The sequence below is a fragment of the Pseudonocardia sp. EV170527-09 genome, assembly GCF_008369905.1.
Classification (GTDB): Bacteria; Actinomycetota; Actinomycetes; order Mycobacteriales; family Pseudonocardiaceae; genus Pseudonocardia.
Map to the genome: position 1 here is coordinate 40,869 of NZ_VRMC01000024.1, position 26,728 is coordinate 67,596.

Annotated in this window: 27 protein-coding genes and 1 pseudogene; 18 read left to right on the forward strand and 10 right to left on the reverse strand. The window is 72.7% G+C overall.

Annotation, left to right across the window (positions count from 1 at the left end; genetic code table 11):
- Positions 1-26: 26 nt before the first annotated feature.
- The 5 genes from FVA95_RS09975 to FVA95_RS09995 form a co-directional block, all read right to left on the reverse strand.
- Complete coding sequence (locus tag FVA95_RS09975) at positions 27-824, reverse strand: enoyl-CoA hydratase/isomerase family protein (RefSeq protein WP_149663951.1); 798 nt, start codon at positions 822-824, stop codon at positions 27-29.
- Positions 825-866: 42 nt separating this feature from the next.
- Positions 867-1,811 (reverse strand): SDR family NAD(P)-dependent oxidoreductase, encoded by a 945-nt coding sequence (locus tag FVA95_RS09980; RefSeq protein WP_161992253.1) that lies wholly within the window; start codon positions 1,809-1,811, stop codon positions 867-869.
- Positions 1,781-3,457 (reverse strand): class I adenylate-forming enzyme family protein, encoded by a 1,677-nt coding sequence (locus tag FVA95_RS09985; RefSeq protein WP_149663953.1) that lies wholly within the window; start codon positions 3,455-3,457, stop codon positions 1,781-1,783. Before FVA95_RS09985 ends, FVA95_RS09980 begins: the two co-directional genes overlap by 31 nt.
- Positions 3,458-3,539: 82 nt before the next feature.
- Entirely contained in the window at positions 3,540-4,301 is a 762-nt protein-coding gene (locus FVA95_RS09990) for an enoyl-CoA hydratase/isomerase family protein (protein WP_149663954.1), read from the reverse strand.
- Positions 4,302-4,346: 45 nt separating this feature from the next.
- Positions 4,347-4,841: a nuclear transport factor 2 family protein gene (locus FVA95_RS09995; RefSeq protein ID WP_149663955.1), complete on the reverse strand. Its 495-nt coding sequence runs from the start codon at positions 4,839-4,841 to the stop codon at positions 4,347-4,349.
- Between the two features lie 95 nt (positions 4,842-4,936).
- On the opposite strand from FVA95_RS09995, the gene FVA95_RS10000 reads away from it, so the two are divergent.
- On the forward strand, positions 4,937-5,800 hold the full coding sequence (locus tag FVA95_RS10000; RefSeq protein WP_149663956.1) for a PaaI family thioesterase: 864 nt from the start codon (positions 4,937-4,939) through the stop codon (positions 5,798-5,800).
- Here the strand turns inward: FVA95_RS10000 and FVA95_RS10005 are convergent.
- The gene (locus tag FVA95_RS10005; protein WP_149663957.1) at positions 5,760-6,305 is read right to left on the reverse strand and encodes a TetR/AcrR family transcriptional regulator; all 546 of its coding nucleotides are present in this window, start codon (positions 6,303-6,305) and stop codon (positions 5,760-5,762) included. The genes FVA95_RS10000 and FVA95_RS10005 overlap by 41 nt on opposite strands.
- 187 nt (positions 6,306-6,492) lie before the next feature.
- Here FVA95_RS10005 and FVA95_RS10010 point away from each other — a divergent pair, with 187 nt between their 5' ends.
- Together FVA95_RS10010 and FVA95_RS10015 are read left to right on the forward strand one after the other, a co-directional pair.
- A complete protein-coding gene (locus FVA95_RS10010; protein ID WP_149663958.1) occupies positions 6,493-6,906 on the forward strand; it encodes an SCP2 sterol-binding domain-containing protein in 414 nt (137 codons plus the stop codon).
- Positions 6,907-7,034: 128 nt separating this feature from the next.
- On the forward strand, positions 7,035-8,183 hold the full coding sequence (locus FVA95_RS10015; RefSeq protein WP_240051388.1) for a cytochrome P450: 1,149 nt from the start codon (positions 7,035-7,037) through the stop codon (positions 8,181-8,183).
- Between the two features lie 17 nt (positions 8,184-8,200).
- On the opposite strand, the gene FVA95_RS10020 is transcribed toward FVA95_RS10015, so the two are convergent.
- Positions 8,201-9,385 (reverse strand): TetR/AcrR family transcriptional regulator, encoded by a 1,185-nt coding sequence (locus tag FVA95_RS10020; RefSeq protein WP_149663960.1) that lies wholly within the window; start codon positions 9,383-9,385, stop codon positions 8,201-8,203.
- Between the two features lie 136 nt (positions 9,386-9,521).
- Here FVA95_RS10020 and FVA95_RS10025 point away from each other — a divergent pair, with 136 nt between their 5' ends.
- On the forward strand, positions 9,522-11,054 hold the full coding sequence (locus FVA95_RS10025) for an acyl-CoA synthetase (RefSeq protein ID WP_149663961.1): 1,533 nt from the start codon (positions 9,522-9,524) through the stop codon (positions 11,052-11,054).
- A 52-nt stretch (positions 11,055-11,106) separates the two neighbouring features.
- Here the strand turns inward: FVA95_RS10025 and FVA95_RS10030 are convergent, their stop codons facing one another.
- The 3 genes and pseudogenes from FVA95_RS10030 to FVA95_RS10040 form a co-directional block, all read right to left on the reverse strand.
- Positions 11,107-11,748 (reverse strand): TetR/AcrR family transcriptional regulator, encoded by a 642-nt coding sequence (locus FVA95_RS10030; RefSeq protein WP_149663962.1) that lies wholly within the window; start codon positions 11,746-11,748, stop codon positions 11,107-11,109.
- Positions 11,749-11,841: 93 nt separating this feature from the next.
- Positions 11,842-13,002 (reverse strand): annotated as a pseudogene (locus tag FVA95_RS10035) (acyl-CoA dehydrogenase family protein).
- Positions 13,003-13,030: 28 nt separating this feature from the next.
- The gene (locus FVA95_RS10040; RefSeq protein ID WP_193564330.1) at positions 13,031-13,738 is read right to left on the reverse strand and encodes a hypothetical protein; all 708 of its coding nucleotides are present in this window, start codon (positions 13,736-13,738) and stop codon (positions 13,031-13,033) included.
- A 143-nt stretch (positions 13,739-13,881) separates the two neighbouring features.
- On the opposite strand from FVA95_RS10040, the gene FVA95_RS10045 reads away from it, so the two are divergent.
- The 14 genes from FVA95_RS10045 to FVA95_RS10110 all read left to right on the forward strand — a co-directional run.
- Positions 13,882-14,490, forward strand: a complete 609-nt coding sequence (locus FVA95_RS10045; RefSeq protein ID WP_149663963.1) for a cytochrome c oxidase subunit 3 — start codon at positions 13,882-13,884, stop codon at positions 14,488-14,490.
- A 3-nt stretch (positions 14,491-14,493) separates the two neighbouring features.
- Positions 14,494-14,775, forward strand: a complete 282-nt coding sequence (locus tag FVA95_RS10050; protein ID WP_240051389.1) for a cytochrome C oxidase subunit IV family protein — start codon at positions 14,494-14,496, stop codon at positions 14,773-14,775.
- Positions 14,776-15,259: 484 nt separating this feature from the next.
- Positions 15,260-16,042, forward strand: a complete 783-nt coding sequence (locus FVA95_RS10055) for an ABC transporter permease (protein WP_198932213.1) — start codon at positions 15,260-15,262, stop codon at positions 16,040-16,042.
- A 10-nt stretch (positions 16,043-16,052) separates the two neighbouring features.
- A complete protein-coding gene (locus tag FVA95_RS10060; RefSeq protein WP_020628033.1) occupies positions 16,053-16,895 on the forward strand; it encodes an ABC transporter permease in 843 nt (280 codons plus the stop codon).
- Between the two features lie 11 nt (positions 16,896-16,906).
- Positions 16,907-18,148 carry an MCE family protein gene (locus FVA95_RS10065; RefSeq protein WP_161992254.1) on the forward strand — a complete coding sequence of 414 codons (1,242 nt, stop codon included), beginning with the start codon at positions 16,907-16,909 and terminating at the stop codon, positions 18,146-18,148.
- On the forward strand, positions 18,145-19,164 hold the full coding sequence (locus FVA95_RS10070; protein WP_149663965.1) for an MCE family protein: 1,020 nt from the start codon (positions 18,145-18,147) through the stop codon (positions 19,162-19,164). The genes FVA95_RS10065 and FVA95_RS10070 overlap by 4 nt, the downstream gene beginning before the upstream one ends.
- On the forward strand, positions 19,152-20,219 hold the full coding sequence (locus tag FVA95_RS10075) for an MCE family protein (protein WP_149663966.1): 1,068 nt from the start codon (positions 19,152-19,154) through the stop codon (positions 20,217-20,219). The genes FVA95_RS10070 and FVA95_RS10075 overlap by 13 nt, the downstream gene beginning before the upstream one ends.
- Positions 20,216-21,382, forward strand: a complete 1,167-nt coding sequence (locus FVA95_RS10080) for an MCE family protein (protein ID WP_149663967.1) — start codon at positions 20,216-20,218, stop codon at positions 21,380-21,382. Before FVA95_RS10075 ends, FVA95_RS10080 begins: the two co-directional genes overlap by 4 nt.
- Positions 21,379-22,623, forward strand: coding sequence for an MCE family protein (locus FVA95_RS10085; protein ID WP_149663968.1), 1,245 nt, complete (start codon positions 21,379-21,381; stop codon positions 22,621-22,623). Before FVA95_RS10080 ends, FVA95_RS10085 begins: the two co-directional genes overlap by 4 nt.
- Positions 22,620-24,698 (forward strand): MCE family protein, encoded by a 2,079-nt coding sequence (locus FVA95_RS10090; RefSeq protein WP_149663969.1) that lies wholly within the window; start codon positions 22,620-22,622, stop codon positions 24,696-24,698. The genes FVA95_RS10085 and FVA95_RS10090 overlap by 4 nt, the downstream gene beginning before the upstream one ends.
- Positions 24,695-25,282, forward strand: coding sequence for a hypothetical protein (locus FVA95_RS10095; protein WP_149663970.1), 588 nt, complete (start codon positions 24,695-24,697; stop codon positions 25,280-25,282). The genes FVA95_RS10090 and FVA95_RS10095 overlap by 4 nt, the downstream gene beginning before the upstream one ends.
- Positions 25,279-26,019 (forward strand): hypothetical protein, encoded by a 741-nt coding sequence (locus tag FVA95_RS10100; RefSeq protein ID WP_149663971.1) that lies wholly within the window; start codon positions 25,279-25,281, stop codon positions 26,017-26,019. Before FVA95_RS10095 ends, FVA95_RS10100 begins: the two co-directional genes overlap by 4 nt.
- Positions 26,016-26,507 (forward strand): hypothetical protein, encoded by a 492-nt coding sequence (locus FVA95_RS10105; protein ID WP_149663972.1) that lies wholly within the window; start codon positions 26,016-26,018, stop codon positions 26,505-26,507. The genes FVA95_RS10100 and FVA95_RS10105 overlap by 4 nt, the downstream gene beginning before the upstream one ends.
- Positions 26,508-26,537: 30 nt before the next feature.
- On the forward strand, positions 26,538-26,728 hold a 191-nt coding region (locus FVA95_RS10110), incomplete at its 3' end, for an ATP-binding cassette domain-containing protein (protein ID WP_149663973.1).

Genomic DNA, 26,728 nt, shown 5'->3' on the forward strand with positions numbered 1-26,728 from the left:
GGGGTCGGTCTCGGCTGCCGCTCGCCTCAGCTGCGGCGGGTCAGTCGCTCGGTGGCCTTGCTGGCCCCGGACCGCAGCCGGTCCAGGCCCTCGGCGATGCGGCGGGTGAACAGCCCGCGCTGCAGCAGGTCGTGGGTGACGCGCAGCTCGTAGGCGGTCGCTGCGACGTGGTCCATGTGCCCGGCGCGCAGCGCCACCTCCTTGAGCACCGTGGTCAGCTCGGCGCCGTTCTCGGCGATCTGCTTCGCGAGCGTCAGCGCCGAGGAGCGCAGCGTCCCGACCGGGACGACCTCGTCGACGAGCCCGCAGCGCAGGGCCTCGTGGGCGTCGATCGGGTCGCCGGTGAAGAACATCCTGCGGGCCCGCTGGGTGTTCGTCTTGCGCAGGATCGCGTGGTAGAAGCCGTTCATCGCGTACTTGACCTGGGTCGAGCCGAACGCGGCGTTCTCCGAGGCGATCGTGATGTCGCACATGTTGGCCAGGTCCATGCCGTAGCCGGGTGCGACGCCGGCGACGGCGGCCACGGTCGGCTTGCGGTAGTCGTAGATCGCGACCATGAGCTTGTAGGCGAGGTCGGTGAACCGGGTGCGGGCGTCCCCGCTGGTGTCCTGCAGCACGTCCAGCGCCCAGCCGGCGCAGAAGATCTCCTCGTCGCCGATCATCAGGACGCAGGCGACCTCGTCGTCCTCGGCCCACTCGGCGAGCGCTGCCACGATCTCCTCGTGCAGCTCCCAGCCCAGCGCGTTGCGCTTCTCGGGGTGGTTCAGCTGCAGGATGCCGACGCCGTCCTCGACGGAGGTCAGCAGGTAGCGGTACTCGGTCACGGGGGTTCCTCTCGGGGTGGGGGTGGGGGTGGGGGTGGGGGATCAGTGGCAGGACTCGGAGCCGGCGCGCAGCGCGGTCGTCCCGCGGAACGGATCGCACGCGGCGGCGAGCGAGTCCGCGGTCGTGGTCGGACGGTCGGACGGGCGGCCCACCAGGTCGGTGATCCCGCCCCAGTGCGCGGCGACGTCGGCGACGGCCGGTGGCGGCCCGTCGGGGCGGGTGAAACGCACCCCCTCGGAGCGCTCCCAGCGCAGCACCGAGGCCCAGCCGCCGCCGGTCTCGACGACCTCGCCGGTCAGCGGGCAGGAGGGCAGCGCGAGCGCAACGACGACCGGGGCCACGTCGGCCGCCCGCAGTGCCTGCGCCGGTCGGTCGCGGAACACCTCGGCGGTCATGGAGGTCAGCGCCATCGGTGCGACGGCGTTGACCCGGATCCCGTGCCGCGAGCCCTCCGCGGCCAGGGTGCGGGCGAGCCCGACCACCCCGGCCTTCGCCGCGGCGTAGGCGGCCTGGCCGGGGTTGCCGTGCAGCCCCGCGCCGGAGGTGGTGAGCACGACGGCGCCGCCGCGTTCGCGCAGGTGCGGCCAGGCCGCCGAGCAGGCGGTCCAGCTGCCGCGCAGGTGCACGTCGACGACCTCGTCGAAGTCGTCGTCGGTCAGCCGGGACACCCCGCGGTCGCGCAGCCCGCCCGCGTTGACCACGAGCACGTCGAGCCGGCCGAGCGCCGCGACGCAGTCCCCGACCAGGGCACGGCCGTCGCGCGCGTCCCCGACGACCGGGTGCGCGCGCCCGCCCGTGTCCCGGATCCGGTCGGCGACGGCACCCGCGGCCCGCGCGGTGCGGGCGTGCACGGCGACCGTCGCCCCGGCCGCGGCCAGTGCGGTCGCGTACTCCGCGCCCAGCCCGCGTCCGGCGCCGGTGACCAGCGCGACGGTCCCGTCCTCGAACACCGCGGTCACGCCCGGGCCGGCCGGTGGGCGTGCCACAGCTCGAGGTCGGTGAGCCCGGCGAGCGCGTGCTTCTGGATCTTCCCGCTGGCGGTGGCCGGGATCTCGGCGACGAGGTGCCACTCGACGGGTGTCTTCGCGCGGGCGAGCTTCTGGGCGGCCAGGTGCTCCAGCAACGGGGCGACGCCGGCGGCGCGGGCGTCGTCGTCGAGGACCACCCAGGCGCCGACGGCCTCGCCGAGGCGCTCGTCGGGCACCGCGGTGACCGCGACCCGCCGCACGCCCGGGGCGGAGGCGACCGCGAGCTCGATGTCCATCGTGGAGAACTTCTCGCCGCCGCGGTTGACGATGTCCTTGGTGCGTCCGGCGATCTGGACCCAGCCCTCGTCGTCGACGCGGCCGACGTCGCCGGGGAGGAACCAGCCGTCGGCGTCGATCTGCTCGGCGGTGACGACCGGGTCGGTGTAGCGGTCGAGCAGCTGCGGCCCGCGGATCCGCAGCCGGCCCACGGTGCCGGGCGGGACGAGCGCGCCGTCGTCGTCGACGACGGTCATCTCCATGCCGCGCAGCAGCCTGCCGTCCCAGGCACGGCGGCGCTCCAGGGAGTCCGAGGCCGCCGCGATCGCGAGCACCCCGGCGGTCTCGGTCATGCCGTAGGCGCGCACCACCCGCACGCCCACCTCCGCGGCACGGTCGACGACCTCGGGCGCGATGGCCGCCCCGGCACAGGCGTAGGTGTCGAGGCGGTGGCCCTCCGGACGGTCCCGGTAGCGCTCGACGAGGTCGGTCACGAACACCGTGGCCCCCATCATGAGGGTGACCCGCTCGGCCTCGATCAGCTCGACGGCGTCGTCGGGCCGCCAGCCCGCCATCACCACCGAGCGCCCGCCCAGGAACGCGGGGAACACGACGGCGGCGACGAACCCGCCGAGGTGCGACAGCGGTGTCGCGGCCAGGGTGACGGTGTCCTCCCCGGCGCCGAGCGCGTCGCGGAAGTTGACCAGGTGCGCGACGACCGCCCGGTGCGACAGCAGCGCGCCCTTCGGCGCGGCGGTCGTCCCGGAGGTGTAGAGCAGCAGCGCGGGCTCCGCGGGGTCGGCGGACGCCGGCAGCGCGGTGTCGTCCGCGGCCTCCGGCCCCGGGACGGCGGTCCAGCCGGAGCGCTCGTCCCCGACGAGGTAGCGCACCGCCGGGGTGACACCGGCCTCGTCGCACAGCGCGTCGAGCTCGGCGGACGGGTCGCGGTCGCCGAGGGCGTCGACCGTGCAGACCGCCGCGGGCCGGCAGTCCGCGACGATCTGACGCATCTCGTGCTCCCGGTAGATCGGGATCACCGGCACGTCCACCGCGCCCGCCCGGAACGCCGCGACCTGCACGGCCAGCGCCTCCAGCCGGTTCGGCAGCTGGACCAGGACCCGGTCGCCGGGGCGGACCCCGCGGCGCACCAGGTCCTGGGCCACCGCCCGGGTCCAGCGCTCGAAGGCGCCGTAGGTGACCCGGGTGCCCTCGAAGGAGAACAGCTCGCGCTCGGGGTGGCGGGCCGCGGCCTCCGGCACGAGGTCGGCCAGTGACGTCGGCGTCCACAGGCCCGACGCGCGGTAGCCGGCGTACCGGTACGCGCGCGCCGGGTCGGTCCCCCCGGCGGTCACGGACGGTGCGGACACGGACGGGGCGGCAGTCGTCATCGACGTGCTCCTCGGACTCGATCGGGCCAAGGCGGCCACACTATCTAGTGAGCCGTCACTACCCACTGCGCCGAACGGACGCTCAGCGCGTGCGGATCCGGCTGAACGCCTCGTTGATCCGCTCCAGCACGTCGGGGTGGCGGATGACCTCGCGGTAGGCGGAGGTCTCGAAGGACAGCGCGCTGATCGGGTCCATCGCCGGGGAGCGCAGCGCCAGCTCCTTGTTGATCTTCGCTGACTTCGTGGTGGTCTCCGCGATCGACCGGCCCAGCGCGGTCGCGGCCTCGACGACGCCGCCGGTCGGCACGAGCCGGTCGACCAGGCCGATGCGCAGCGCCTCCGCGGCGTCGATCCGGTCGCCGGAGAAGGTCAGGAGCTTGGCCTGACTGAGTCCCACGATCTTCCACAGCGGCGAGAAGTACGGGGTGAGCCCGAACTTGATCTGCGGGAACCCGAACACGGCGTTCTCCGCCCCGATCCGGATGTCGCAGAACACCGCGATGTCGCAGCCGCCGCCCAGGGTCGGACCGGCGCACGCAGCGATGGTGGGCTTGCCGTAGTCGAGCAGGGCGCCGTAGACCCGCAGGCACATGTCCGAGTAGAGCTCGCGGGAGTCCTCGGTGAACGCCGACTGCAGGTCGAGATCGAGGCCCGCGGAGAACGCCTCCTCACCGCCGGTGAGCACGACCGCGGCGACCTCGTCGTCGCTCCGCCAGGCGTCGAGCTGGTCGCCGAGCGCCTCGAACAGCTCCAGGCTGAGCGCGTTGCGGCGGTGCATCCGGTTGAAGGTGATCGTGCCGACGCCGTCGGCGACGGTGATGCGGACGGCCTCGTCGTCGGCCATGGTGACTCCTCGGTCTCGGGTGGTGCGGGGGGACGGGCGGGCGTGTCAGCCGGCGTTCGCCGGGCTGCGGTGCAGCAGTGACAGCAGGTAGGCGCCGCCGATCCGGCCCTCGCGGGCGGGCAGCACGCCGAGCTGGCGCATCATCTCGGTGATCTCGTACTGCGCCAGGTAGGACGACAGCAGTCCGTCGGCGAACCCCAGGAAGATGTCGCAGCCGTAGGTGCTGAAGGTGGCGTCGGGGGCGAGCTTCGCCGGGCCGTGGCCGTACTGGCGGAACAGGCACAGCGCGCGGCCGTCGCCGGGGGAGGTGAAGGTCTGCACGTCGTCGAACGCGACGTCGGGCATGACCTCCCAGATCCGCTCCACGTAGGCGCGCACGCCCTCGCGGCCCTCGATCACCCCGGTCCAGAAGACGGTGTCCTCCCACCGGACGTCGGGGTGCAGCAGCGCGAGCACCTGCTCGGTGTCGTGGGAGTTCCAGGCCGCCAGCCACCGCGTGCTGAAGTCGCGCAGGAACGTCTCGGTCAGGGGCGCGGGCACGGCGGCTCCTCCTCGATGACGGCCCGCTCCGGCGCGGACCTCGCCGTCGTAGCCTAGCCACGATTAACTTATACGGCAACGAGGGAGAGGTCACGATGACCGGCGAGCAGTCCTGCAGTCTCGACACGGCTGGCACGCCCGAGCAGCGCCTCGGCGTGCTCGGGTGCACCGTCGTACCTGGTGAGAGGCGGTGCTCCGCGCTCACCGGGGGTTGGTCGGACGGCGCGGGGCGGACGTGGACGGGGCCGCTGGCGGTGCTGGCGGACCATGTCCTGGGCGAGGTCGCCAACCGGCCGCAGGCGCCGGGGTTCCAGCCGGTGACCACGGCGCTGTCGCTCGACGTGCTCGTCCCGCCGCCGTGGCCGGGGGACCGGCTGCACGCCCGGGCCGCGCGCACCGCGGGCGAGGTGCTCCGCGACCACGTCACCGCCTCCGTGCGCGACCCGGGCGGCCGGCTCGTCGCGGTGGCGTCGGCCTGGACCGCGGACGTCCCCGCACCCGGCACGACCCCGCTCGCCGCGGGTCCCGCGGTCGGCGCCCGGCCGGGGCAGGGCGGGATCGGCGAGCTGCTCACCGACCTCACCGAGGTGGGGGCCGCACCGGACGAGGCGGTGCTGGAGCTCGACGCGACGGGGTGGACCAACCAGAACGACACCGTTCACGGCGGGGTCTGGGCCTGTGCGGAGGAGCTGGCCGCGACCCGCCTGACCGGATCGGCCCCGCACGCGGTGAACCGCATGCAGCTCGCGTTCCTGCGGCCCGGCCGGGGCCGGGTGCGCCTGACGGCCACGGTTCTGCACCGGGGCCGGACCTCCGGGCTGGTGGAGGTCCGGGGACGCGACGCGACGGGCCGGGTCTGCGTGCACGCGATGGTCGGCTCGCGCGCCGACCCCGCCGTTCCCGGGGCGGTCGCGACGCTCAGTCCGGCCGGCCGGAATGCGCCTCCACCAGCGCGATGAAGCGGGCGAGCACTCGGTCCAGGCCCTCGACGTCCACGGGGCGGTGCCGCAGCTGGGCGCCGACCACCGCGGACAGGCACAGCTCGGCGAGCTCGTCGGCGTCGGGTGCACCCGCGGCGGCGACCGCCCGTCGGATCACCTCGAGCCGTCGTGCGTCGACCGCGCGCTGTGCCTCCGCGACGGCCGGGTCGGTCGTGGCCCACACCCGGATCGCCGCCTCCGCGTCGTGCGGGACGGTGCGCGAGAGCCGGCGCAGCAGCTCCAGCCGCTCGTGCGGGTCGTGCGGTCCGGCCGCCTCGCGGGCGATCGCCTCGGTCGCCCCGCACCAGTGCTCCAGGAACCGCTCGACGAAGTCGGGCCAGTTGCGGAACCAGTTGTAGAACGATCCGCTGGAGACGCCGAGCCCGCGGTGCAGGGCGGTCATCGTCAGCTCGTGGGCCCCCGATCCGGACAGGATCGCGATCGCGGCCGCGTAGTAGTCCTCGCGTCCGACGTACTGCGGCACGGTCGGTCCCTCCGGGTCGGGTCAGGGCTGGTCGGGGCCGGTCGGATCGGTGCCGGGACGGCACCACCGCATCATCGCAGCCGTCGACGGCTTCCGGCATAGAGGTCTCTATGTTAACTTCTGCTAGGCCGTGGCCGGGGGCGGGAACCCGGCCGTCGATCGGCACCGACATGTCAAAGGAGACGTCATGGGTGGTTTCCGTTCCGCGGACGAGGTCCACAAGTTCCTCGGCGGGATCTTCGCCGAGGCGATGGAGGACGAGACGATCGGGCCGAAGCTCGCCGCGACCGGCATGAGCCTGCGCATGGACTACACCGACCCCGACACCACCGTGCGGGTCGACTTCGCGACCAGGCAGATCACCACCGGGGCCGAGGCCGCCGCGGCGGACTCCGACGCGACCCTGTCGATGGCCGCCGACACCGCCAACCAGTACTGGCAGGGCAAGGTCAGCCTGCCGCTGGCGATGGCCCGCGGGAAGATCACGGTGGGTGGTTCGGCGGCGCAGCTGCTCAAGCTCTCCCCGATCGCGAAGGCCCTCTACCCGCGCTACACCGCGATGCTGGCCGAGCGCGGTCGTTCCGACCTCGTCGCGAGCTGATCGCGATCACCGGATCCCTCACCGCATCGCGCCCGTTCTCCGCGCTCGACGTCTCCTCCCGGGAGTTCTGGCGTCTGGACCCCGTCGAGCGCGAGAAGACCTTCGGCCGGCTGCGCGCCGAGGAGCCGGTGTCCTGGCAGCGCCCCCTGTACAGCCCGCTGATGGACGGCGACGACGGCTCGCCCGGCTACTGGGCCGTCGTGCGGGCCGAGGACATCGCCACCGTCAGCCGCCGCGCCGAGATCTTCTCCTCCTCCGTGGGCGGGGTCCTCGCCGAGGACTTCCCGGAGGAGGTGCTGGAGATGGCCTCCTCCATCCTGACCATGGACGACCCGCGTCACCGCGACGTCCGCAAGCTGGTCAGCTCGGTGTTCACGCCGAAGCGGGTGATGCTGATCGAGCAGCAGATCGCCCGGCAGGCCCGGGAGATCGTCGGCGCGATCCGCGACCGCGGTGAGGCCGAGTTCGTCTCCTCGGTGTCCGCCCGGCTCCCGATGTGGACGATCTCGGAGATGATCGGGATCCCGCCCGACCGTCGCGAGGAGGTCGCCGACGCGGCCGAGTCGATGGTCGCCTGGGGCGACGACGGGGACGGCGGCGACGACGCGGCGACGAAGATGCTCAACGGCATCGTCGTCCTGCACGGTGCCTGCCAGGACGTGATCGACGCGCGTCGCGAGCAGCCGGAGAACGACCTGATCTCCGCGCTGGCCGCGGCCGAGGTCGACGGGGAGCGGCTCACCGACGAGGAGATCCGGTCGTTCTTCGTGCTGCTCTGCGTGGCCGGGAACGACACGACCAAGCAGACCACCACCCACACGCTGCGCGCGCTGACCGACCACCCGGAGCAGCGCGAGTGGCTGTTCGCCGACTACGAGGCCCGCATCGGCACCGCCGTGGACGAGTTCGTCCGCTGGGCCAGCCCGGTCATGAGCTTCCGGCGGACCGCGCTGGAGAGGTTCGAGCTGAACGGCGTCGTGATCGAGCCCGGCGACAAGGTCACGATGTTCTACAGCTCGGGCAACCGCGACGAGTCGGTCCTCGACCGGCCGGAGGAGTTCGACCTGTCCCGCACGCCGAACCCGCACGTCGCCTTCGGGGGCGGAGGGCCGCACTTCTGCCTCGGCTCGCACCTGGCGAAGATGCAGCTGCGGTGGATCTTCCACGAGCTGTACACCCAGCTGCCCGACATCCGGGCGGTCGGTGAGCCGGAGCGCCTGGTCAGCACGTTCATCAACGGCGTGCGTCGGCAGCGGTGCGTGTTCACCCCCGCCTGACCGGCACGCGGGGCCGGTCAGTCGCCGGAGCGGAGCACGGCCAGCGCGGCCGCCGTGACCTCCGCCCGCTCCGCCGGCCGGTCCCGCGTGGAGGTGAGCCGGGTCAGGTCGCCGATCAGCGACAGCGCGGCCCGCACGCGCAGCCGCGCGGTCGGCTCGTCGAGGTCGAGGAAGTACGCGAGCAGCGACCGCGTCCAGTCGCGGAGCTCGGTCCGGATGGCGTCCGCGGTCCGGCGCCGTGCGTCGTCGGTGAGGTGGTTGAACTCGCTGACGTAGACCCCGAGCAACGCCCGGTTGGCCAGGCAGAAGCCGACGTAGCGGTCGATCAGCCCGGGCAGGTCGACCGACCCCGGCCTGGCCCGTCGCGCGGCCTGCTCGGCCCGCAGCCGTTCCGAGCCGAGGTCGAACGCCGCGGTGAGGATGTCGGCCTTGCCGGCGAAGTGGTGCAGCAGGCTGGGCCCGGCCATGCCGACGGCAGCGCCGATCTCGTCCAGGCTCACCCCGACGTAGCCGCGCTCGTGGAACAGCGCGACCGCGCGGTCCACGATCTCCCGCGGCCGCGACGACGGCCCGTCCTCCGGTGCGACCGGGCCGTCCGGCCCGGCCGCGGGCCCGGCCGGCGGATCGGACCGCAGGCAGGCCAGCGCCGCCGCGGCCAGGACGGTGCGGACCCGCTCGTCGTCCAGCCCGATGTGGGTGACCGACGGGGTGGCCAGCACGCCGAGCGCGCCGGTCACGAGCACCCCCGCCGCGCGCTCGGTGAGCTCGGGACGCTCGCGCCGCAGCCGGCGCGACAGCAGCTCGAGCCGTCCGCGCAGCCGGTCGCGGATCTCCTCGCGGGCCTGCGGGGAGAGGAAGCGGACCTCCCGTTGCAGCAGCGTCCACAGGTCGGGACGGTCCAGTGCGACGCGGGTCAGCGCGGTGACCAGCTCCTCCAGCGGGCTGTCGAGGTGCCGGTCCAGGGCCGCGGCGACCTCGTCGAGCCCGGCCGCGATCCCGGCGGCGAGCAGGGCCTGCTTGTTGGGGAAGTGCCGGTAGACCGCAGGCCCGGTCAGCCCCACGTCGGCGGCGACGTCGCCGAGGGAGACCTGGTGGTAGCCGACCAGGTGGAACCGTGCCGCGGCGGTGCGTGCCAGCTGGTCGCGCCGCTCGGCGGCCCTCATCCGTCGCCGCGGTCCCGGCTGCGACTGCGGTGCGGCCACGTCCCACCCCTTCTCCGGTCGGGTCGACTGTAGAAGACCCGAGGCCGCCCGACCGTTGCCGGTGGGGAGCTTTCCGCCCTATTTTATCGACATTAAATTCTGTCGTCGCCGACGACCACACCGACGTGGAGGACCCGTGACCCACCCCGGCGCCCATGCCGCCCAGCACCCGGACAAGATCGCCGCGCTCCTCGCGGGGACGGGGGAGCGGGTGACCTATGCCGAGCTGGAGGACCGCTCGGTCCGGCTCGCGAACGTGCTGCGCGAGGCCGGCCTGCGTCGCGGTGACGTCGTCGCGCTCCTGAGCGAGAACAACCTGCGTGTCTTCGAGGTCTACTGGGCCGCGATGCGCTCCGGGCTCTACATCACCGCGATCAACCACAACCTCGTCGCCGAGGAGGTCGGCTACATCGTCGAGGACTCCGGGGCGTCGGCGCTGATCGTCTCCGCGGGCAAGGCCGACGTCGCGAAGGCGGTGCTCGCCACCGGTGTCTCGCCCGGCCTGCGGCTGTCCTACGACGGCGTCGTGGACGGCTTCTCCTCCTACGAGGCCGCCCTGGCCGCCGCCTCCGACGTCGCGCCCGACGACCAGCCGCACGGCGCCCCGATGCTCTACTCCTCGGGCACGACCGGCCGGCCGAAGGGGGTGCGGCCGCCGCTGCCGCCCGTCCAGTTCACCGAGATGGGCGACCCGCTGGTCGGCCTGATCAGCAAGGCCTTCGGCGTCGGCCCGGAGACGGTCTACCTCACCCCGGCCCCGATCTACCACGCCGCGCCGCTGCGCTGGTGCGGCGCCGTGCACGCGCACGGCGGCACCGTGGTCATGATGCGCCGCTTCGACGCCGTCGGGGCGCTGGAGGCGATCGGCACCCACCGGGTGACCCACGCCCAGTTCGTGCCGACGATGTTCGTCCGGATGCTGCAGCTCCCGCAGGAGCAGCGCGACGCGGCCGACATCTCGTCGCTGCGGGTCGCGGTGCACGCCGCCGCCCCGTGCCCGGTCGAGGTCAAGCAGGCGATGATCGACTGGTGGGGCCCGATCCTGGTCGAGTACTACGGCGCGACCGAGGGCAACGGTCTCACCATGACCGACAGCGCCACCTGGCAGACCAAGCCCGGCACCGTCGGCCGCCCGATCCTGGGCGTGCTGCACATCTGCGACGACGACGGCACCGAGCTGCCGGTCGGAGAGACCGGCGCGGTCTACGTCGAGCGCGACATCGTGCCGTTCGAGTACCACAACGACCCGGAGAAGACCCGGGCCGCGCAGCACCCCGAGCACGAGACGTGGACGACGCTGGGCGACATCGGCCACCTCGACGAGGACGGCTTCCTGTACCTCACCGACCGCAAGTCCTTCATGATCATCTCCGGCGGGGTCAACATCTACCCGCAGGAGACCGAGAACGTCCTGGCGCTGCACCCCGCCGTGCACGACGTCGCCGTCATCGGCCTGCCGGACCCGGAGATGGGGGAGCGGGTCACCGCGTTCGTCCAGCCGCGGGCCGGCGTCGCGACCGGGCCCGAGCTCGGCCAGGAGATCATCGACTTCGTGAAGTCGCGCATCGCGGGCTACAAGGCTCCGCGCGAGGTCCGCTTCGTCGACGACCTGCCCCGCACCGAGACCGGCAAGCTGGTCAAGGGCGAGCTGAAGAAGCGCTACGCCTGACCGCGTGCCCCCCGGTGCCGTGGCGTCCCGCGTCGTGGCACCGGGAGGGAGGTCACGGCCGCAGCGCGTGCAGCACCATCGACTGGGCGACCGTGATCGTCCGGTCGATGTCGCCCCGCTGCGGCTCCCACCACTCGACCGTCCAGTTCAGCGAGCCTATGACGAGCATGCGGCCGATGGACGGTTCCACGTCGTGCCGCAGCTGCCCGGCGGCCCGCAGGTCCTCGACCAGTCCGCGCCAGATGTCGTGGAACTCCCCGATGTGCACGCGGGCACGGGCCGACAGGTGCTCGGGCAGCTGGTTGGCGTTGCGGACGACCGCCCGGGCGTAGTCGGACAGCTGCAGTTCGTGCCGGAGCTGCGCCTCCACCGCCGCGGCGATCCGCTCGGCGGGTGGGGTGTCCCGCGGGAGTGCCTCGAGGACCTGGGACAGGTGGTCGCGCAGCGAGATCGCGCCCGTCGCGACGACGTCCTCGATCAGGTCCTCACGGGACGGGTAGTAGTAGTAGATCGCCGGCGCCTGGATCTGCGCGGCCTTCGCGATGTCGGACAGCCGGGTCCCCGCGAAGCCCTTCTCGCTCAGGACCCGCGCCGCGGCGTCCAGCAGGCGGGCACGGGTGCGAGCCGACTTGGTGTCGGTCGCGTCGGTGTCGTCGGTGGCGGCGGGCGCCACCGCGTTCGTCCTGCGGGCCACCGGACCAGGATAGGCGGACCGGGGGTCACCAGCCGGACACCTGCCCCGGCCGTGTCGCCGGCACGCGGGCGTCCGCGTGCCGGCGTCCCCTGCTCAGGAGCGGTACCGGGAGGCGATGTCCCGCCCGATGATCTCCTTCATGATCTCGGTCGTGCCGCCGTAGATCGTCTGGATGCGACCGTCGGCGTAGGCCCGCGCGACCGGGTACTCGAGCATGAAGCCGTAGCCGCCGTGCAGCTGGACGCAGCGGTCGGTGATGCGCTTCTGCAACTCCGTCAGGTACCACTTGCCCTTCGCCGCCTCGACCGGGGTCAGCTCGCCCCGGTTGAAACGCGAGCACGGCGCGGTCCACCCACGCCTCGGCGACCTCGAGCTCGGTCTCCATCTCGGCGAGGACGAACCGCGAGTTCTGGAAGTCGCCGATGGCCGTGCCGAAGGCGTGGCGCTCGAAGCAGTAGCGCGCGGTGTGCTCGTAGACCGCGCGCGCGGCGGTGACGGCCGAGGCGATCAGGCCCAGCCGCTCGTGCGGCAGATGGCTCATCAGGTGCATGAGGCCGTGGCCCTCGGTGCCGATGAGGTTGTCCGCGGGCAGGCGCACGGCGTCGAAGAACAGCTCGCCGGTGTCCTGGCCGTGCAGGCCGACCTTCTCCAGACGGCGCCCGCGCCGGAAACCGAGCATGTCCCGCTCGACGACGAACAGGCTGAACCCGCGCGAGCCCGCCTCGGGGTCGGTGCGGGCGGCGACGATCACGAGGTCCGCCGACAGCGCGCTGGAGATGAAGGTCTTCGAGCCGTCGAGCACCCGTCGTCGCCGTCGCGGCGGGCCGAGGTGCGGATGCCCTGCAGGTCGCTCCCGGTCCCCGGCTCGGTCATCGCGAGCGCCCCGAGCAGCTCGCCGCGGCTGAACGGCTCCAGCCAGCGCTTCTTCTGCTCGTCGGTGGCGAGGTCGAGCAGGTAGGACAGCACCAGGTCGTCCTGCAGGCCCAGCGTCATGCCGAACGAGGTCGCGCCGACCCGGGCGACCTCCTCGTTCACCACCATCCGGTAGCGGTAGTCGGTCTCACCCGCGCCGCCGAACTCCTCGGGCACGGCGAGCGCGTAGACGCCGGCCTCGGCGGCGGTGCGGAACACCGCCGGGTCGATCCCGCCCGCGCGCTCCCAGTCCAGGTAGTGCGGCTCGACCTCGCGGGCGAGGAACGCGCGCACGGTGGCGCGGTACTGCTCGTGGTCGTCGGTGTAGAGCTCGCGTCGCATCGTCTCTCCTCGATCCGGTCGGGACGCCTCAGGACGGGGAGGTGGCGCTCGGTGCGGGGTTGGTCGACCTGCGCCCGGCCACCAGCGGCGGGAACATCACCACGAACCAGCCCACGAACACCGCGACCGGGACCCAGAAGCTGAACATGCCGTTCCAGGCGAGCGGGCCGGAGTGGAACAGCGGGATGAAGCTGGCCGGGATCAGCAGCAGCGCCACCCAGATGTTCACGTAGGCCACCCAGCGCGGGTAGGGCAGCCGCCCCGAACGGTCCCGCAGGATGATCGCGGCGATCAGCAGGTACTGGATCGTGAACGGCGCGACCGGCATGAACGTCATCGTGAACCCGACGTCGTGCAGCAGCTGGGAGTAGCCGCTGTCGCCGTTCTCGAGCCGGTAGGGCACCAGCGAGAGCAGCGCGAAGTTCAGCGAGAAGAACACCGTGCCGAGCACGCCGATGCAGGCCTGCCCGAGGTTCAGCGCGAGGTCACCGCTGCGCCGCAGCGCCACGAAGACCGCGAGCGACGCGGGGGCGTAGAGCACCCCGCCCCAGACGCAGATCACCATCGACAGCTGCTTGAGCGTGGTGTCGGTGCCCCAGAACCGCAGCAGCTCCTCGCCGGCCAGCGACGGCGGTGGCGGCGGGAAGAACCCGGCGCTCAGCCAGCCGATGAGCACCAGCAGGATCGAGAGTGGTCCGGCCCAGCCGAGGATCCGTAGACCGCGGTCGTCGTCCATGACGATCCGGCCCCCTTCCGTGGGATGGCCGGACCGTCGTCCGGGCATAATCTAATGTAGGTTAACCGGAAGAGACCACGCGCGCCCCCTGCTGTCAACGGGCGTGGTCCGACCCGGTCCGGACCGGCCACGAAGGAGTGGGCATGACCGAGACCAGCGCGTCGCCGTCCCCGGCGGCGGCGCCGATCGCGGATCGAGGGCGGCACGTGCCCGGCGAGCCGGGACTGTGGATCCTGGTGCTCGGCGACATGACCGTGTTCGCCGTCTTCTTCGCCACCTACCTCGTGGTCCGCGGCGGCGACCCGGCCGGGTTCGACGCGGCCCAGGCCCGGCTGGACCCGGTGCCGGGTGTGGTGAACACACTGGTGCTGCTGCTCAGCTCGCTGCTCGTGGTGCGGGCGGTGCAGGCGGTGCGGATGGGTGCCGCCCGCCGGGCCACGGTGCTGCTGGGCGGGGCGATCGCCTGCGGGGTGACCTTCTCGGTGATCAAGGCGTTCGAATGGGGCGCGAAGTTCGGCGCGGGGATCACCCCGAACACCCACGAGTTCTTCATGTACTTCTTCGTGCTGACCGGGCTGCACTGGCTGCACGTGCTCGCCGGGCTGGTGGCGCTGGTGCTGATGACCGCGGCCTGCCGGCGCCCGGACCGGCTCCCCGGCCGGCTGCCGCTGATCGAGGGCGCCGCGTGCTTCTGGCACATGGTCGACCTGCTCTGGATCGTGCTGTTCCCGCTGCTCTACCTGGTGAGGTGACCCGTGTCGTCGATCGTGTCGAGCACGCCGGCCTGGCGGGACCGGGTCGCCGTGGTGTGGCTGGTGCTGGTGGCCGTCACGACCGTGTCCTGGGTCCTCGGGACCGGCCCGGCGTCGGGCACCGTGGCGTCGGTCGTGGTGCTGGTCCTGGCGTTGTTCAAGGTGCGCCTGGTCGGTCTGTACTTCATGGAGCTGCGTGACGCCCCGGTCGTGCTGCGGCTGCTGTTCGAGCTCTACTGCGTCGCCGCGTGCGCGGTGCTCGCGGGCATCGTCGCCCTGGCCTGAGGGCGAGCTCGTCGCCTCCTGCACCGGGTTCCGGAGCCATTTCAAGTAAATCGTTGCTAGGCAGACGGGCTCGTCGACGCGGCGAATGCTCCCGTCGTCAGTGACCGCGACGTGCGGGACCGGCTCCGTCCCGGTCCGGCGCCGCTGCCGTGTCACGGCGCTGGCCGGGCTCGGTCCACAGTCGGGCGCCGACCGGTCAGGCGGCCCGTTCCTGCACGTCAGATGCGGAATCGGGCCGGATGCGACCGCTCGTCGGTGGAGTGACGCCGCTCACCGCCGAGTGTGCCGTGTTCTCCCGTGTCACTCGGTCGGGTGGGGCCACGGGCGGAGCGGAAAAAGACCTCGGCCCCCGTAACCTCCGTTTCTGATCCTCGTTTAGAAAATGGATGCTAGGCAGGGCCGATGACGGAGGCCACTCGATGAAGAGTCCACTCACCGCGGTCCCGGTCGTCACGGCCGGGAGCACCGAGGCCGGTGTCGACCGGTGAGCGGCTCCCGGGTGCCGACCCTCGACGGAGCGGTGCGCACCGTCGGCAGCTTCACCGCCTTCGTCCTGGACGTGGCGCGGACCGTCGTGAAGCGTCCGTTCCCGTTCGGCGAGTTCCTCGCCCAGACCCGCTTCATCACCTCGGTCTCGCTCGCGCCCGCGATCATGGTGACGATCCCGTTCGTCGGCGTCGTGATCCTGCTGATCAACCAGCTGCTCGCCGAGATCGGCGCGCTGGACGTCGCGGGCGCCGTGACCGGTCTCGCCGTGCTGCGCCAGATCGGCCCCATCGCCGCGGTGCTGGTCACCGCGGGCGCGGGCGCGACGGCCATCGCCGCCGACCTCGGCGCCCGCAAGATCCGCGACGAGATCGACGCGATGAAGGTCATGGGCATCGACCCGCTGCACCGCCTGGTGCTGCCCCGGGTACTCGCCTCCGCGCTGGTCGCGGTCTGCCTCAGCGCGATCATCACCGTCGTCGGTGAGGTCGTCGCCTACCTCGTGTCGGTCGGCCTGCAGGGCGCCTCGGCCGGCCAGTTCCTCGCGACGCTGACCCTGCTGACCGACGAGGGCGACTTCGCCGTGAGCTCGTTCAAGGCGGTCCTGTTCGGGACCCTCGCCGGGCTCGTCGCCGCCTACCGCGGCCTCAACGCCGAGGGCGGGTCGAAGGGCGTCGGACAGGCGGTCACCGAGACCGTCGTCATCTCCTTCGTCCTGCTCTTCATCATCAACGCCCTGCTCACCGCCATCGACATCCAGCTCAAGCTGGCACGGATCTGAGGACGACGTCGTGGACACATCCGAGCACTCCGCCCTCGGGCGGATGGTCGAGCGACCCCGGTCGGGGCTGCGGGCCGTCGGGGTACAGGTCGACTTCTACGTCAAGGCCTACGCCGGCATCCCGATCGTGCTGCGCCGCTACCTCGGTGAGGTGCTGCGTCAGCTCACCAGCATCAGCTTCGGCACCGGCGCGCTGGTCCTGATCGGCGGCAGCGTCGTGGTCGTCGCGATCCTGACCGCCAGCGCGGGCGCCGTCGTCGGCCTGCAGGGCTACGAGGCCCTCAACGCGGTCGGCACCGACGCCCTCACCGGCTTCCTGGCGAGCTACATCAACATCCGGCTCGCCGCCCCGCTGATCGGCGGGGTCGCGCTGGTGTCGACGATCGGGGCGGCGTTCACCGCCGAGATCGGCGCCCAACGCATCAGCGAGGAGATCGACGCCATCGAGGTCATGGCGGTGCCGTCGGTGCCGTTCCTGGTCACCACCCGGATCCTGGCCGGGACGATCGCCATCATCCCGCTGTACGCACTGGCCCTGATCGCCTGCTTCGCGACGACGCAGCTCATCGTCGTGCTCGGCTACGGGCAGTCGGTCGGTACCTACAACCACTACTTCGCGACCTTCCTGATCCCGACCGACGTGCTCACCTCGATGCTGCAGGTCACCCTGATCGCCTTCGTCGTGATGTCCATCCACGCCTTCTACGGCTTCACCGCGAGCGGCGGTCCGGCCGGCGTCGGCGCTGCGGTCGGTCGCGCCGTGCGCCTGTCGCTGATCGCCGTGATGGTCACCGCCCTGGTCACCGCCGTCCTGCTCTACGCGGACCCCGAGACCCTCCACCTGTCGCGATGAGCGGGGGACCCGTGCGACACGAGATGACCGGGCTCGCCGCCGTCGGCGTGCTGCTGCTCGGTGCGGTGCTCGTCGTGGCGAGCTACCTGCACGTGTTCGACCCCGGCGTGTCCGCCACCGTGCAGACCGACCGGGCCGGGCTGCTCATGCTCCCCGACGCCGACGTGTCGATGCGCGACGTGCGCGTCGGCCGGGTGTCGGACGTGCGGCCGGACGGCAACGGCGGTGCGCTGGTGCAGGTGGCCCTGGACCCCGCGACGATCGACATGATCCCGGCGAACGTCACCGCCCGGATCATCTCGCCGACGGTGTTCGGGCCGAAGTTCGTCGACCTCGTCCCGCCGCCCGCCCCGGAGCCCCGCACGATCGAGGCCGGAGCCGTCGTCCCGGCGTCGTCGGTGCAGACCGAGGCGAACATCGTCTTCGACAACCTGAACCGGCTGCTCACCACCGTGGACCCGGCGAAGGTCAACACGGCGCTGGGCGCGCTGTCGACCTCCCTCAACGGCCGGGGTGACAAGCTCGGCGCCAGCCTGGTGCGGTTCAACGACTACCTGGAGCGCATCAACCCGAGCCTGCCGGCGCTGCAGCGCGACCTGCAGGCCGCGGCGCCGGTGCTCGACACCTACGCCGACGCCAGCCCCGACCTGCTCGCGCTGCTGCGCAACGCGACCACGACCGCGGGTACCGTCGTCGACGAGCAGGCCGGCATCGACGCGACGCTGGCGTCGCTGTCGATGTTCTCCACCGACGTGTCCGGGGTGCTGGAGGCCAACACCGACAGCCTCGACCGCACGCTGAAGACCCTGCGCCCGACCACCGCGGTGCTCGAGCGCTACGCCCCGGTGCTGCCCTGCACCGCGGCCAGCCTGAACCACCTGCGGGCCCTGCTGGAGCCCAGCTTCGGCGGCGCCCAGCCGGGCCTGCGCTCGCTCACCACGTTCCAGCCCGGTGAGGACGGCTACACCTCGCAGAACGCGCCGAAGCTCGGCGTCGACCAGCCCAACTGCGGACCGGGCATCCCGCGCCCCGGTGAGATCCCCCGGCACACCTACTTCGACGACGGCTCGCCGCGCCTGGACACCCGCGACGCCGGCATCGAGGTCCGCGACCCGCTGGCCACGCTGGTCGGCGGCGTCGATCTCGGGCCGACGATCGCCGAGCGTCTCGGTCAGGCGCCGTCCGCGCCGCGGCAGTCCGGTCAGGCCGTCGGGGCCCCCGCCCCCGCGCCGGAAGAGGAGGGCGGCCGATGAGGCACCGCGCCGAGTTCCTGCGGGTCCTGGTGTTCGTCGTCGTGGCCGCGGTCTGCGCGGCGACGGTCGTCGTCGCCTACGGCTCGGTCCGCTTCGGCGAGTCGGCCCGCTACTCCGCGGAGTTCGCCGACGCGTCGGGGCTCAAGGAGAAGGACGACGTGCGCGTCGCCGGCATCACCGTCGGCCGCGTCGAGTCCGTCGAGGTCGGGGCCGACAACCTGGCCCGGATCTCGTTCAGCATGCGCTCCGACGTGCCGGTGCAGACCGGCTCCGAGGGCATCGTCCGGTACAAGAACCTGCTCGGGCAGCGCTACCTGGAGATCGTGCGCGGCCCGCAACCGACCGGCGTCCTCGCCGACGGCGGGACGCTCCCGGTCACCCAGACCCATCCCGCGCTCGACCTCGACGAGCTTTACAACGGCTTCACCCCGCTGTTCCAGGGGCTGGAGCCCGCCCAGGTCAACCAGCTCGCCGAGTCGCTCATCACCGTCCTGCAGGGGCAGGGGGGCTCGATCGACGCCCTGCTGGGCCAGATCGGCAGCCTCACCGGTGCGCTGGCCGACCGCGACCAGGTCATCGGTCAGGTCGTCACCAACCTCAACGGGGTCCTCGGCACCGTCGACCAGCGCCGTGACCGCCTCTCCGACACCGTGGTCCAGCTCCAGCAGCTGATCAGCGGGCTGGCGCAGGACCGGACCTCGATCGGGCAGTCGCTGGAGCGGGCGAGCGCCCTCGCCGGGGACGTCGAGGGACTGCTCCGCGAGGCCCGTCCGGACGTCGGCGGGGTGGTGCACGAGGTCGACCGGCTCTCCCGGGTGGTCAACTCCGACGGCGAGCGCCTCAACTACCTGTTCTCCCAGATCCCCGGCTACTACCAGATCCTCGGTCGCGCCGGCATCTACCAGCAGGGCTTCCAGTTCTACCTCTGCGGCGTGCAGATCCGGCTCGACCCCGGAGTCGGCCCGCCGATCATGACCGACACCATCGCGAGCCAGGAGGCTCGATGCCAGTTCTGAACCGCCGCTTCCAGGAGCTGAACCTCCTGAAGGTCGGAGCAGTCGCCGTGGTGGTCGCGCTGCTCGCGACCGTGACGGCACTGAACTCCGGCTACCTGTCCCGCCAGCTGACGTCCGGGTCCTACTCGGCGCTGTTCAGCGAGGCCGCCGGTCTGAAGACCGGCGACGAGGTCCGACTCGCGGGCGTCGTCGTCGGCAAGATCGACGACGTCGAGCTGGTCGGCCGTGCCGTCCGGGCCGACTTCACCGTGTTCGACGGCAGCACCCTCGGTGACGCCACCGGTGCGTCGATCAAGACCGCGACCGTGCTCGGCGCCAAGTTCCTGGAGGTCCGCCCGGCCGGCACCGGCCGGCTGGCCGAGGGCTCGGTGATCCCGCTGGACCGGACGTCGTCGCCGTACGACGTCCAGGAGCTGCTGGACACCGTCACCCGCAAGACGGCCGACCTCGACGTGAACCGGGTCGCGGAGTCGCTCACCACGGTGGCCGACACCTTCGCCGACACACCCCCCGAGCTCCGCTCGGCGATGGAGGGGCTCGGCCGGCTGTCTCAGACGATCTCCTCCCGCGACGCCGAGCTGCGCCAGCTGCTCGACCACACCGCGTCGGTGTCGGCGGTCCTCGCCGAGCGCAGCGGCAACATCACCACGCTCGTGACCGACGGGAACATGCTGCTGGAGGAGCTGCGCGCCCGGCGCGAGGTGATCCGGTCGCTGCTGCTGAACATCACCGGCGTGCTGCACCAGCTCGACGGGTTGGTGCACGACAACGAGCGCCAGCTCGGGCCGGCGCTGGCCGAGCTGGAGAAGGTGCTCGACCTGCTGCGTCGCAACGACCGCAACCTCGCGGCCGCGATCACCGGTCTCGACACCTACGCGGGCAGCCTCGGTGAGGCCATCTCCAGCGGTCCCTGGTTCTTCGCGCTGGTGCCCAACCTGCCCCCCACCAACCTGGCGCGCCAGACCCTTCCGTCGGTGCTCGACCAGGCCTCCCCGGTGTCCCCGGCCCTGCCCGGTGGTACCCCGGCCGCCCCGGAAGGCGGTGGCGACCGATGACGGTCCTCTCCCGCACCCGTGTGCTGGTCGTCGTGCTGGTGCTCGTCGTCGCGGCCGCCGCGGCGTGGGCGCTGGTCGGCTCCGGCACCCGCACCGTCACGGCGTACTTCGACCAGACCGTGAACCTCTACCCGCGCGACGAGGTCCGCGTGCTGGGGGTCAAGGTCGGTTCGATCGAGTCGGTCGAGCCCGGCCCGGACTCGGTGAAGGTCGTCATGAGCTACGACGACGACGTGACGCTCCCCGCCGACGCGACCGCCGCGATCATCTCGCCCACTCTGGTCGGTGTCCGCTACGTGCAGGTCGGCCCGCCCTACGAGAGCGGTCCCGAGCTCGCCGACGGGGCCGAGATCCCGCGTGAGCGCACCGTCTCCCCGGTCGAGTTCGACCGGGTCAAGACCGAGGTCGCCGGCCTCGCGCAGGCGCTCGCCCCGAAGTCCGCCGAGACCGAGGGCGCCCTCAACCGGCTCCTCGACACGACCTCGGCGAACCTGCAGGGGCAGGGCCCGCTGATCCGCGACACGATCCGCAAGCTGTCCGAGGCGTCCAGCACGCTGTCCGATAGCCGCGGCGACCTGTTCGCGACGGTGCGCAACCTGCAGACCTTCGTCACCGCGCTGAAGGACGCCGACGCCCAGGTCGCCCGGTTCCAGAGCCAGCTCGCCGACACCTCGGGGATCCTCGCCGACAACCGTGAGGCGCTGGCCCAGGTGCTGCAGGGGCTCGAACGCACGGCGCCGCTGGTGCAGCGGTTCGTCTCCGACCACCGGGACGCCTTCACCACCGACCTGCGCAAGCTCGACGACGTCGTCGCGAACATCTCGCAGAACCGGCAGGCGCTCGGCGACCTGCTGCAGAAGGCGCCGTTCGCGGTGTCGAACTTCGCGAACTTCATCGACGAGAAGACCGGAGCGGTGACCGCGAACGTCGCGGTGACCAACCTGCGCAGCCCGGCCGCGGTGGTGTGTGACAGCGCCGCCGCCGTCGCCCCGGCCGGTGCCGACGACCCGGCCGCCGCCTACGCCTGTCGCGCGGGCCTCGGCCCCCTGCTGGACCTGGCGCGGATCGACGCGCCGCCGGTCGCGGCCAACCCGATCCAGTACGGCGATCCCTCGGCGCCCGTGCTGCCCACGCCCCCGCTCCCGATCGGAGGGAACCGATGACCGGCCGGACGCCGCGTACCGCCCGGCTGACCGCGGCCCTGCTCGTCGCCGCCCTGGGCGCGGCGGGCTGCGGGATCTCCAGCATCGGCGAGCTCCCGGTGCCGCTGCGCCCCGGGACCGGCGACGGTTCCTACCAGGTCCAGGTGGAGCTGGCCCAGGTCGCGAACCTGGTGCCCAACGCCGAGGTGATGGTCGCCGACGTGCCGGTCGGCTCCGTCGTCCGGACCGAGGTCGAGGACTGGAAGGCCCGGTTGACCGTGAGCCTGGACCGCGACGTGCGGCTCCCGGCGAACGCGACGGCCCGGGTCGCCCAGAAGTCCCTGCTCGGCGCGGAGTACCTGGAGCTCGCCCCGCCCGCGAACGCGGCTCCGGAGGGGAGCCTCGGCGACGGGGCGGTCATCCCGCTGGCGAACACCGGCCGCTACCCGGAGACCGAGGAGCTGCTCGGCGCGCTGTCGGTGGTGCTGAACGGCAGCGGGCTGCAGCAGGTCCGGACGATCACCACGGAGCTGAACAAGGTCTTCGACGGCCGCCAGCAGGACCTGCGCGGCCTGGTCGGGAACCTGGAGCGATTCGTCGGTGGGCTCGACGCGCAGCGCGACGACATCGTCCGCGCGCTGGAGTCGCTCGACCGGCTCAGCGCGACGCTGAACGCGGACAACCAGACCATCGCCTCGGCGCTGGACACCCTGCCGGGCGCGCTGAAGGTGCTCAACGACGACCGTGCCCAGCTGGTGCGCACGCTCGAGGACGTCCAGCGGCTCGACCGTGCCACCGGCACCCTGGTCGACCGCTCCCAGGACGACCTCCTGGCGAACCTGCGCCAGGTGCGCCCCGCCGTGCAGCGCCTCGCCGACGCGGGCAGCGACCTGACCCGCGGCGTGGAGCTGCTGGCGACCTACCCGTTCCCGGCCTCGACGGCGTTCCCGGGGATCTTCCGGGGTGACTACGGCAACCTCTACCTGGTACTGGACCTCACACCGGAGACCCTGCGCCACAACCTCGTCGACGGGTTCCAGCTCCCCGCGCCGGGCAGCCCCGGCGTGCTGGCGGTGCCGCCGCTGGGCGCTCCGCCCGTGCTGACCGCACCGCTGGAGCCGTTCGGGGAGGTCCTGCAGCAGCCGCCGGGGGCACTGCCCCTGCCGGGCGCGGCTCCGGCACCGGCACCGGCACCGGCCGGCGACGGTACCGAGGACGGCCAGGGCGGGCTCCTCGGTGGACTGTTCGGAGGTGGCCGATGAGGCTCTCGTCGCTACGCATCAACGCCACCACGGGCCGCAAGCTCGTCGCGTTCGCGGTGATCGCCGCGATCGCCGTCGGGTGGGGGGCGGTGACCTACCTGAACGTGCCCCGCATGCTCGGGATCGGGCGCAACGCCGTCACCCTGGAGCTCCCGGCCGGCGCCGGTCTCTACACCAACGGCGTGGTGACCCTGCGCGGCGTCACCATCGGCCAGGTCGACGAGGTCCGGCTCACCCCGACCGGGGTCGAGGCCGACATCCAGGTGCTCGACGACCACCCGATCCCGGTCGACTCCGCGGTGGAGGTCCGCAGCGTCTCCGCGGTCGGTGAGCAGTACGTCAACTTCGAGCCGCGCACGACCGCCGGCCCCTTCATCGAGGACGGCGCGGTCGTCCCCGCCGACCGGGTGGTGCTGCCGACGACGACCGGCGAGCTGCTGGAGAAGGCCAACGCGCTCGCCGCGTCGGTGCCGGGGCAGAAGCTCAACGCCACCGTCGACGACCTCGGGAAGGCGTTCGCCGGCAGTGGCGACGACCTGCAGCGGCTGATCGACTCGCTCGACCTGCTCACCACCGAGGCCCAGGCCAACCTGGACCCGACGGTCCGGTTGATCGAGGACGCCGCTCCGGTGCTGGACACCCAGAACGCCACCTCCGGTGACATCCGGACCTACCTGGCGAACCTGGCGTCGTTCACCGGCCGGCTCGCGGAGGCCGACGGCTCGCTCCGGTCGACCCTCGGCGTGTTCCCGCCGGCCCTCGACGAGGTCGCGAGCTTCGTGAAGCAGGTCGGGGATCCGCTCCCGCAGCTGCTCGGGAACCTGACGTCGGTCGGTGAGGTGACCCGGGTCTACGTCCCGCACCTGCAGCAGACGCTGACGATCCTGCCGTCGATGCTGCAGGCGTCGATCGGGACGCTGAGCAGCTCGCCGGTCCCGGGCACGATCAAGATCAACCTGCAGACGCAGGTCAACGATCCCGCGCCGTGCACCGAGGGCTTCGTCGTCGACCGGCGTCCGCCGAACGACAGCTCGCCGGCCCGGCCGCCGAGCGACGTGCGCTGCAAGGACGGCCGACCCGCTCAAGGCGGCCCGCGGCGGCAAGGCCTACGCCTGCCCGCCCGGAGCCCCGGTCCCCGGCGGTCGGGGCCCGGACGCCCGGTCCTGCGGCCTGAACTTCCAGAGCCCCGAGGAGGCCGAGGCCGCGCGCAGGGCGGCGATCGACACCCAGATGGAGGTCGCCGGTACGCAGACCACGAGCACCGCGGACAACCTGCTGCGCTCGGACAGGCTGCCCAGCAGCGGGCCGAACACCGACCCGGAGGAGAACCAGCCCTACGCCCCGGGGGAGGAGGGCTACCTGCCCTCCGACGCCGTCGCGCTGGACGGGATCTTCCTGCCGCCGGGCAGCACCACCCCGATCGTCGACGGGAACCAGGTCCCGTCGTCGAACACCGGGTGGCAGGGCATCGTGCTGGACCCGCTCGGCGCCACCGCTCCGGCCGGAGCGGGCGGATGAGCGCCCCGGCCGAGGTCCCCGAGGTCCCCGAGGTCGCCGCCGTCGACACGGTCGGCGCGATCGAGCAGGACACGACCGTGTCCCGGCGCCGACTCCTGCCCGCGGGAGCGCTGCTGCCCGCCGGACTGGTCGTGGTCGTGGCGCTGCTGGCCGTGCTGGCCGTCCGGCTGGCACCGGCGGCGGGGGACGACGAGCCGGCCCTGGTGGCCGCCCGTCAGACGGTGACCGACCTGCTCACCATCGACCCGGCGACCGCGCAGGACACCCTCGCGCGACTCACCGCCGGGTCGACGGGGGAGTTCGCGAGCCAGCTCGCGGGCCGGTCCGCCGGCTTCGTCGGCGCGATCCGGGACGCCGACGTCACCTCGACCGGATCGGTCGTCGCGGCCGGTGTCGCCGAGCACGGGCCGGGGCGGGCGGTGGTGCTCGTGTCCGCGAACTCGACGGTGCGCAACACCCAGGTTCCCCACGGTGAACCCCGCCAGTACCGGATGCGACTGACCGTGCAGGAGGAGGACGGACGATGGCTGGTCTCCCGACTGGAGTTCGTGCCGTGAGGCCGGTCGGCGACAACGGCGGATCCCACCGGATCGACGACCGGACCGGCGTGGGCACCGGGGACACCGAGGACCGCGGCACGACCGGCGGCGCCGCCCGCCCGGCTCGGTCCCGGCGGCGCATGCTGGTCATCGGGTCGACCGCCGTGGCGGCGGTGCTGGCCGTCGTCGCGGGGGTGCTCGGGGCGATGCTCGCCTCGGGCGGCGCCGAGGAGCAGACCCGGGCCGACGTGCTGGCCGCGACCACGACGCAGCTGCAGACCCTGCTGTCCTACGACGGCAACAAGCTCGACGCGGCCGCCAGGGTCGTCGACGAGGCGACGACCGGTAGCTTCCACGACGACTACGAGCGGCTCTTCGACGAGTCGGTCCGCCCGAACGCGGAGCGGCTGGAGGCACGCACGCTGGCCCGCGTGGTCGGGGCCGCGTGGATCGGTTCCGAGGGCGGCGACGCGAAGGTGCTCGCCTTCGTCAACCAGAGCACGACGACCGACCGGGGGGAGCGGGTGGACACCGTGGCGGCGACCGTGACGATGCGCGAGGTCGACGGCCGATGGCTGATCGCCGGTCTGGACCAGGCGTGACGGCGGGCGAGCGGACGGACCGCACCGAGGTGGCCACCGGGTCCGCGGCGGGGCCCGACACCACGGAGGGACCCGCCGCGGACCGGACCGACGGTGAGCCTGCACCGGCACCGCCCGGTGAGACCGCACCCGCCGACGCCGCCTCCACGGACGGGGCCGACGGCCCCGGCACGCCCTCCAGCCCTACGGAGTCCGACACGGAGTCAGACACGGGGTCCGAGGGCGCCGGGACCGCCCCCACGGCGTCCGACACAGGGCGGCGGGGCTTCCTGCTCCCGGCGGCAGCCGTCCTGCTGCTCCTGCTGGCCCTCACCGGTGCGGTCCTCGTCGGGCTGGGCTGGGCGTCCACCAGCCGCGCCGAGGCCGACCGGCGGGAGATCACCGACGTGTCGACCCGTGTCGTGAACGACTTCATCAGCATCGGCGGCGACAACGCCCGCCAGCGCAGCGAGGACCTGCTCGCCGTCGCCGCGGAGCCGTTCCGCACCGAGCTCGGCCGCTTCTCCGAGGTGTTCGGGAAGATCCTGGTGGAGGGGAAGGTGTCGACCGAGGGCCGCATCGACGCCGTCGGGATCGAGCGGGCCGACGACGACACCGCCGTCGTGCTGGTCAGCGCGAGCACCACCGTCCGCAACTCCGAGATCCCCGACGGTGCGAAGCGGGACTTCCGGATGCTGCTGACGCTCGCCCACCAGGAGGGCTCGTGGAAGGTCTCGACCGTGGAGGTCGCACCGTGAGGGTCCCGCTCCCCGGCCGGCGCGCCGTGACGACGACGGCAGGCGTGCTCGCCGTGGTCGTCGCCGTGGCGGCGGTCGTGGTCCACCTGGTCGTCGTCCGCCCGGCCCAGCAGATCGAGCAGGCCAGGACCGACGGGCTCGCCGCCGCCCGGACCCTCACCGAGCAGGTCCTCAGCTACCAGCCCGCCTCCCGGGACGCCGACCTCGCACGGGCCCGCGGGCTCGTCACCGGGGACTTCGGCCGCCAGTTCGGCACCGTCCTCGACTCGGTCGTGGGCCCGGCGCTGGACCGCGGGGTCGGTACCCGCACGACGGTGACCCGCGCCGGTGTCGTCGACGCCCAGCCCGACCGGGTCACCACCCTGCTCTACCTGACCCAGGACGCCAGCCGCGGGTCCGACGACAAGCGGACCACCGTCGGCCGTGCCGAGGTGATCGTCGAGTTCGTCGACGGGCGCTGGCTGGTGTCGGACCTGCGAAACTTCTAGTACGCGAACTGCGAGTCGAGAGGCCACGAGATGACGGGCGTCGAGGTGAAGGTCGAAGGGCTGACGAAGTCCTTCGGTCCGGCCAACATCTGGTCGGACGTGACACTGACTCTGCCCGCGGGTGAGGTGTCGGTGCTGCTGGGCCCGTCGGGTACGGGCAAGTCGGTGTTCCTGAAGTCGCTGATCGGGCTGCTCAAGCCCGAGCGGGGGTCGATCGTCAT

What these genes read in the sequence shown, in the direction of transcription:
- FVA95_RS09990 (WP_149663954.1), bottom strand. Translation starts at nt 4,301, where the DNA reads ATGGCCGACGACGAGGCCGTCCGCATCACCGTCGCCGACGGCGTCGGC.
- FVA95_RS09985 (WP_149663953.1), bottom strand. Translation starts at nt 3,457, where the DNA reads ATGACGACTGCCGCCCCGTCCGTGTCCGCACCGTCCGTGACCGCCGGG.
- FVA95_RS10000 (WP_149663956.1), top strand. Translation starts at nt 4,937, where the DNA reads ATGACCGGCGAGCAGTCCTGCAGTCTCGACACGGCTGGCACGCCCGAG.
- FVA95_RS10010 (WP_149663958.1), top strand. Translation starts at nt 6,493, where the DNA reads ATGGGTGGTTTCCGTTCCGCGGACGAGGTCCACAAGTTCCTCGGCGGG.
- FVA95_RS10085 (WP_149663968.1), top strand. Translation starts at nt 21,379, where the DNA reads ATGACCGGCCGGACGCCGCGTACCGCCCGGCTGACCGCGGCCCTGCTC.
- FVA95_RS10075 (WP_149663966.1), top strand. Translation starts at nt 19,152, where the DNA reads ATGCCAGTTCTGAACCGCCGCTTCCAGGAGCTGAACCTCCTGAAGGTC.
- FVA95_RS10040 (WP_193564330.1), bottom strand. Translation starts at nt 13,738, where the DNA reads ATGGACGACGACCGCGGTCTACGGATCCTCGGCTGGGCCGGACCACTC.
- FVA95_RS10080 (WP_149663967.1), top strand. Translation starts at nt 20,216, where the DNA reads ATGACGGTCCTCTCCCGCACCCGTGTGCTGGTCGTCGTGCTGGTGCTC.
- FVA95_RS10090 (WP_149663969.1), top strand. Translation starts at nt 22,620, where the DNA reads ATGAGGCTCTCGTCGCTACGCATCAACGCCACCACGGGCCGCAAGCTC.
- FVA95_RS10045 (WP_149663963.1), top strand. Translation starts at nt 13,882, where the DNA reads ATGACCGAGACCAGCGCGTCGCCGTCCCCGGCGGCGGCGCCGATCGCG.
- FVA95_RS10070 (WP_149663965.1), top strand. Translation starts at nt 18,145, where the DNA reads ATGAGGCACCGCGCCGAGTTCCTGCGGGTCCTGGTGTTCGTCGTCGTG.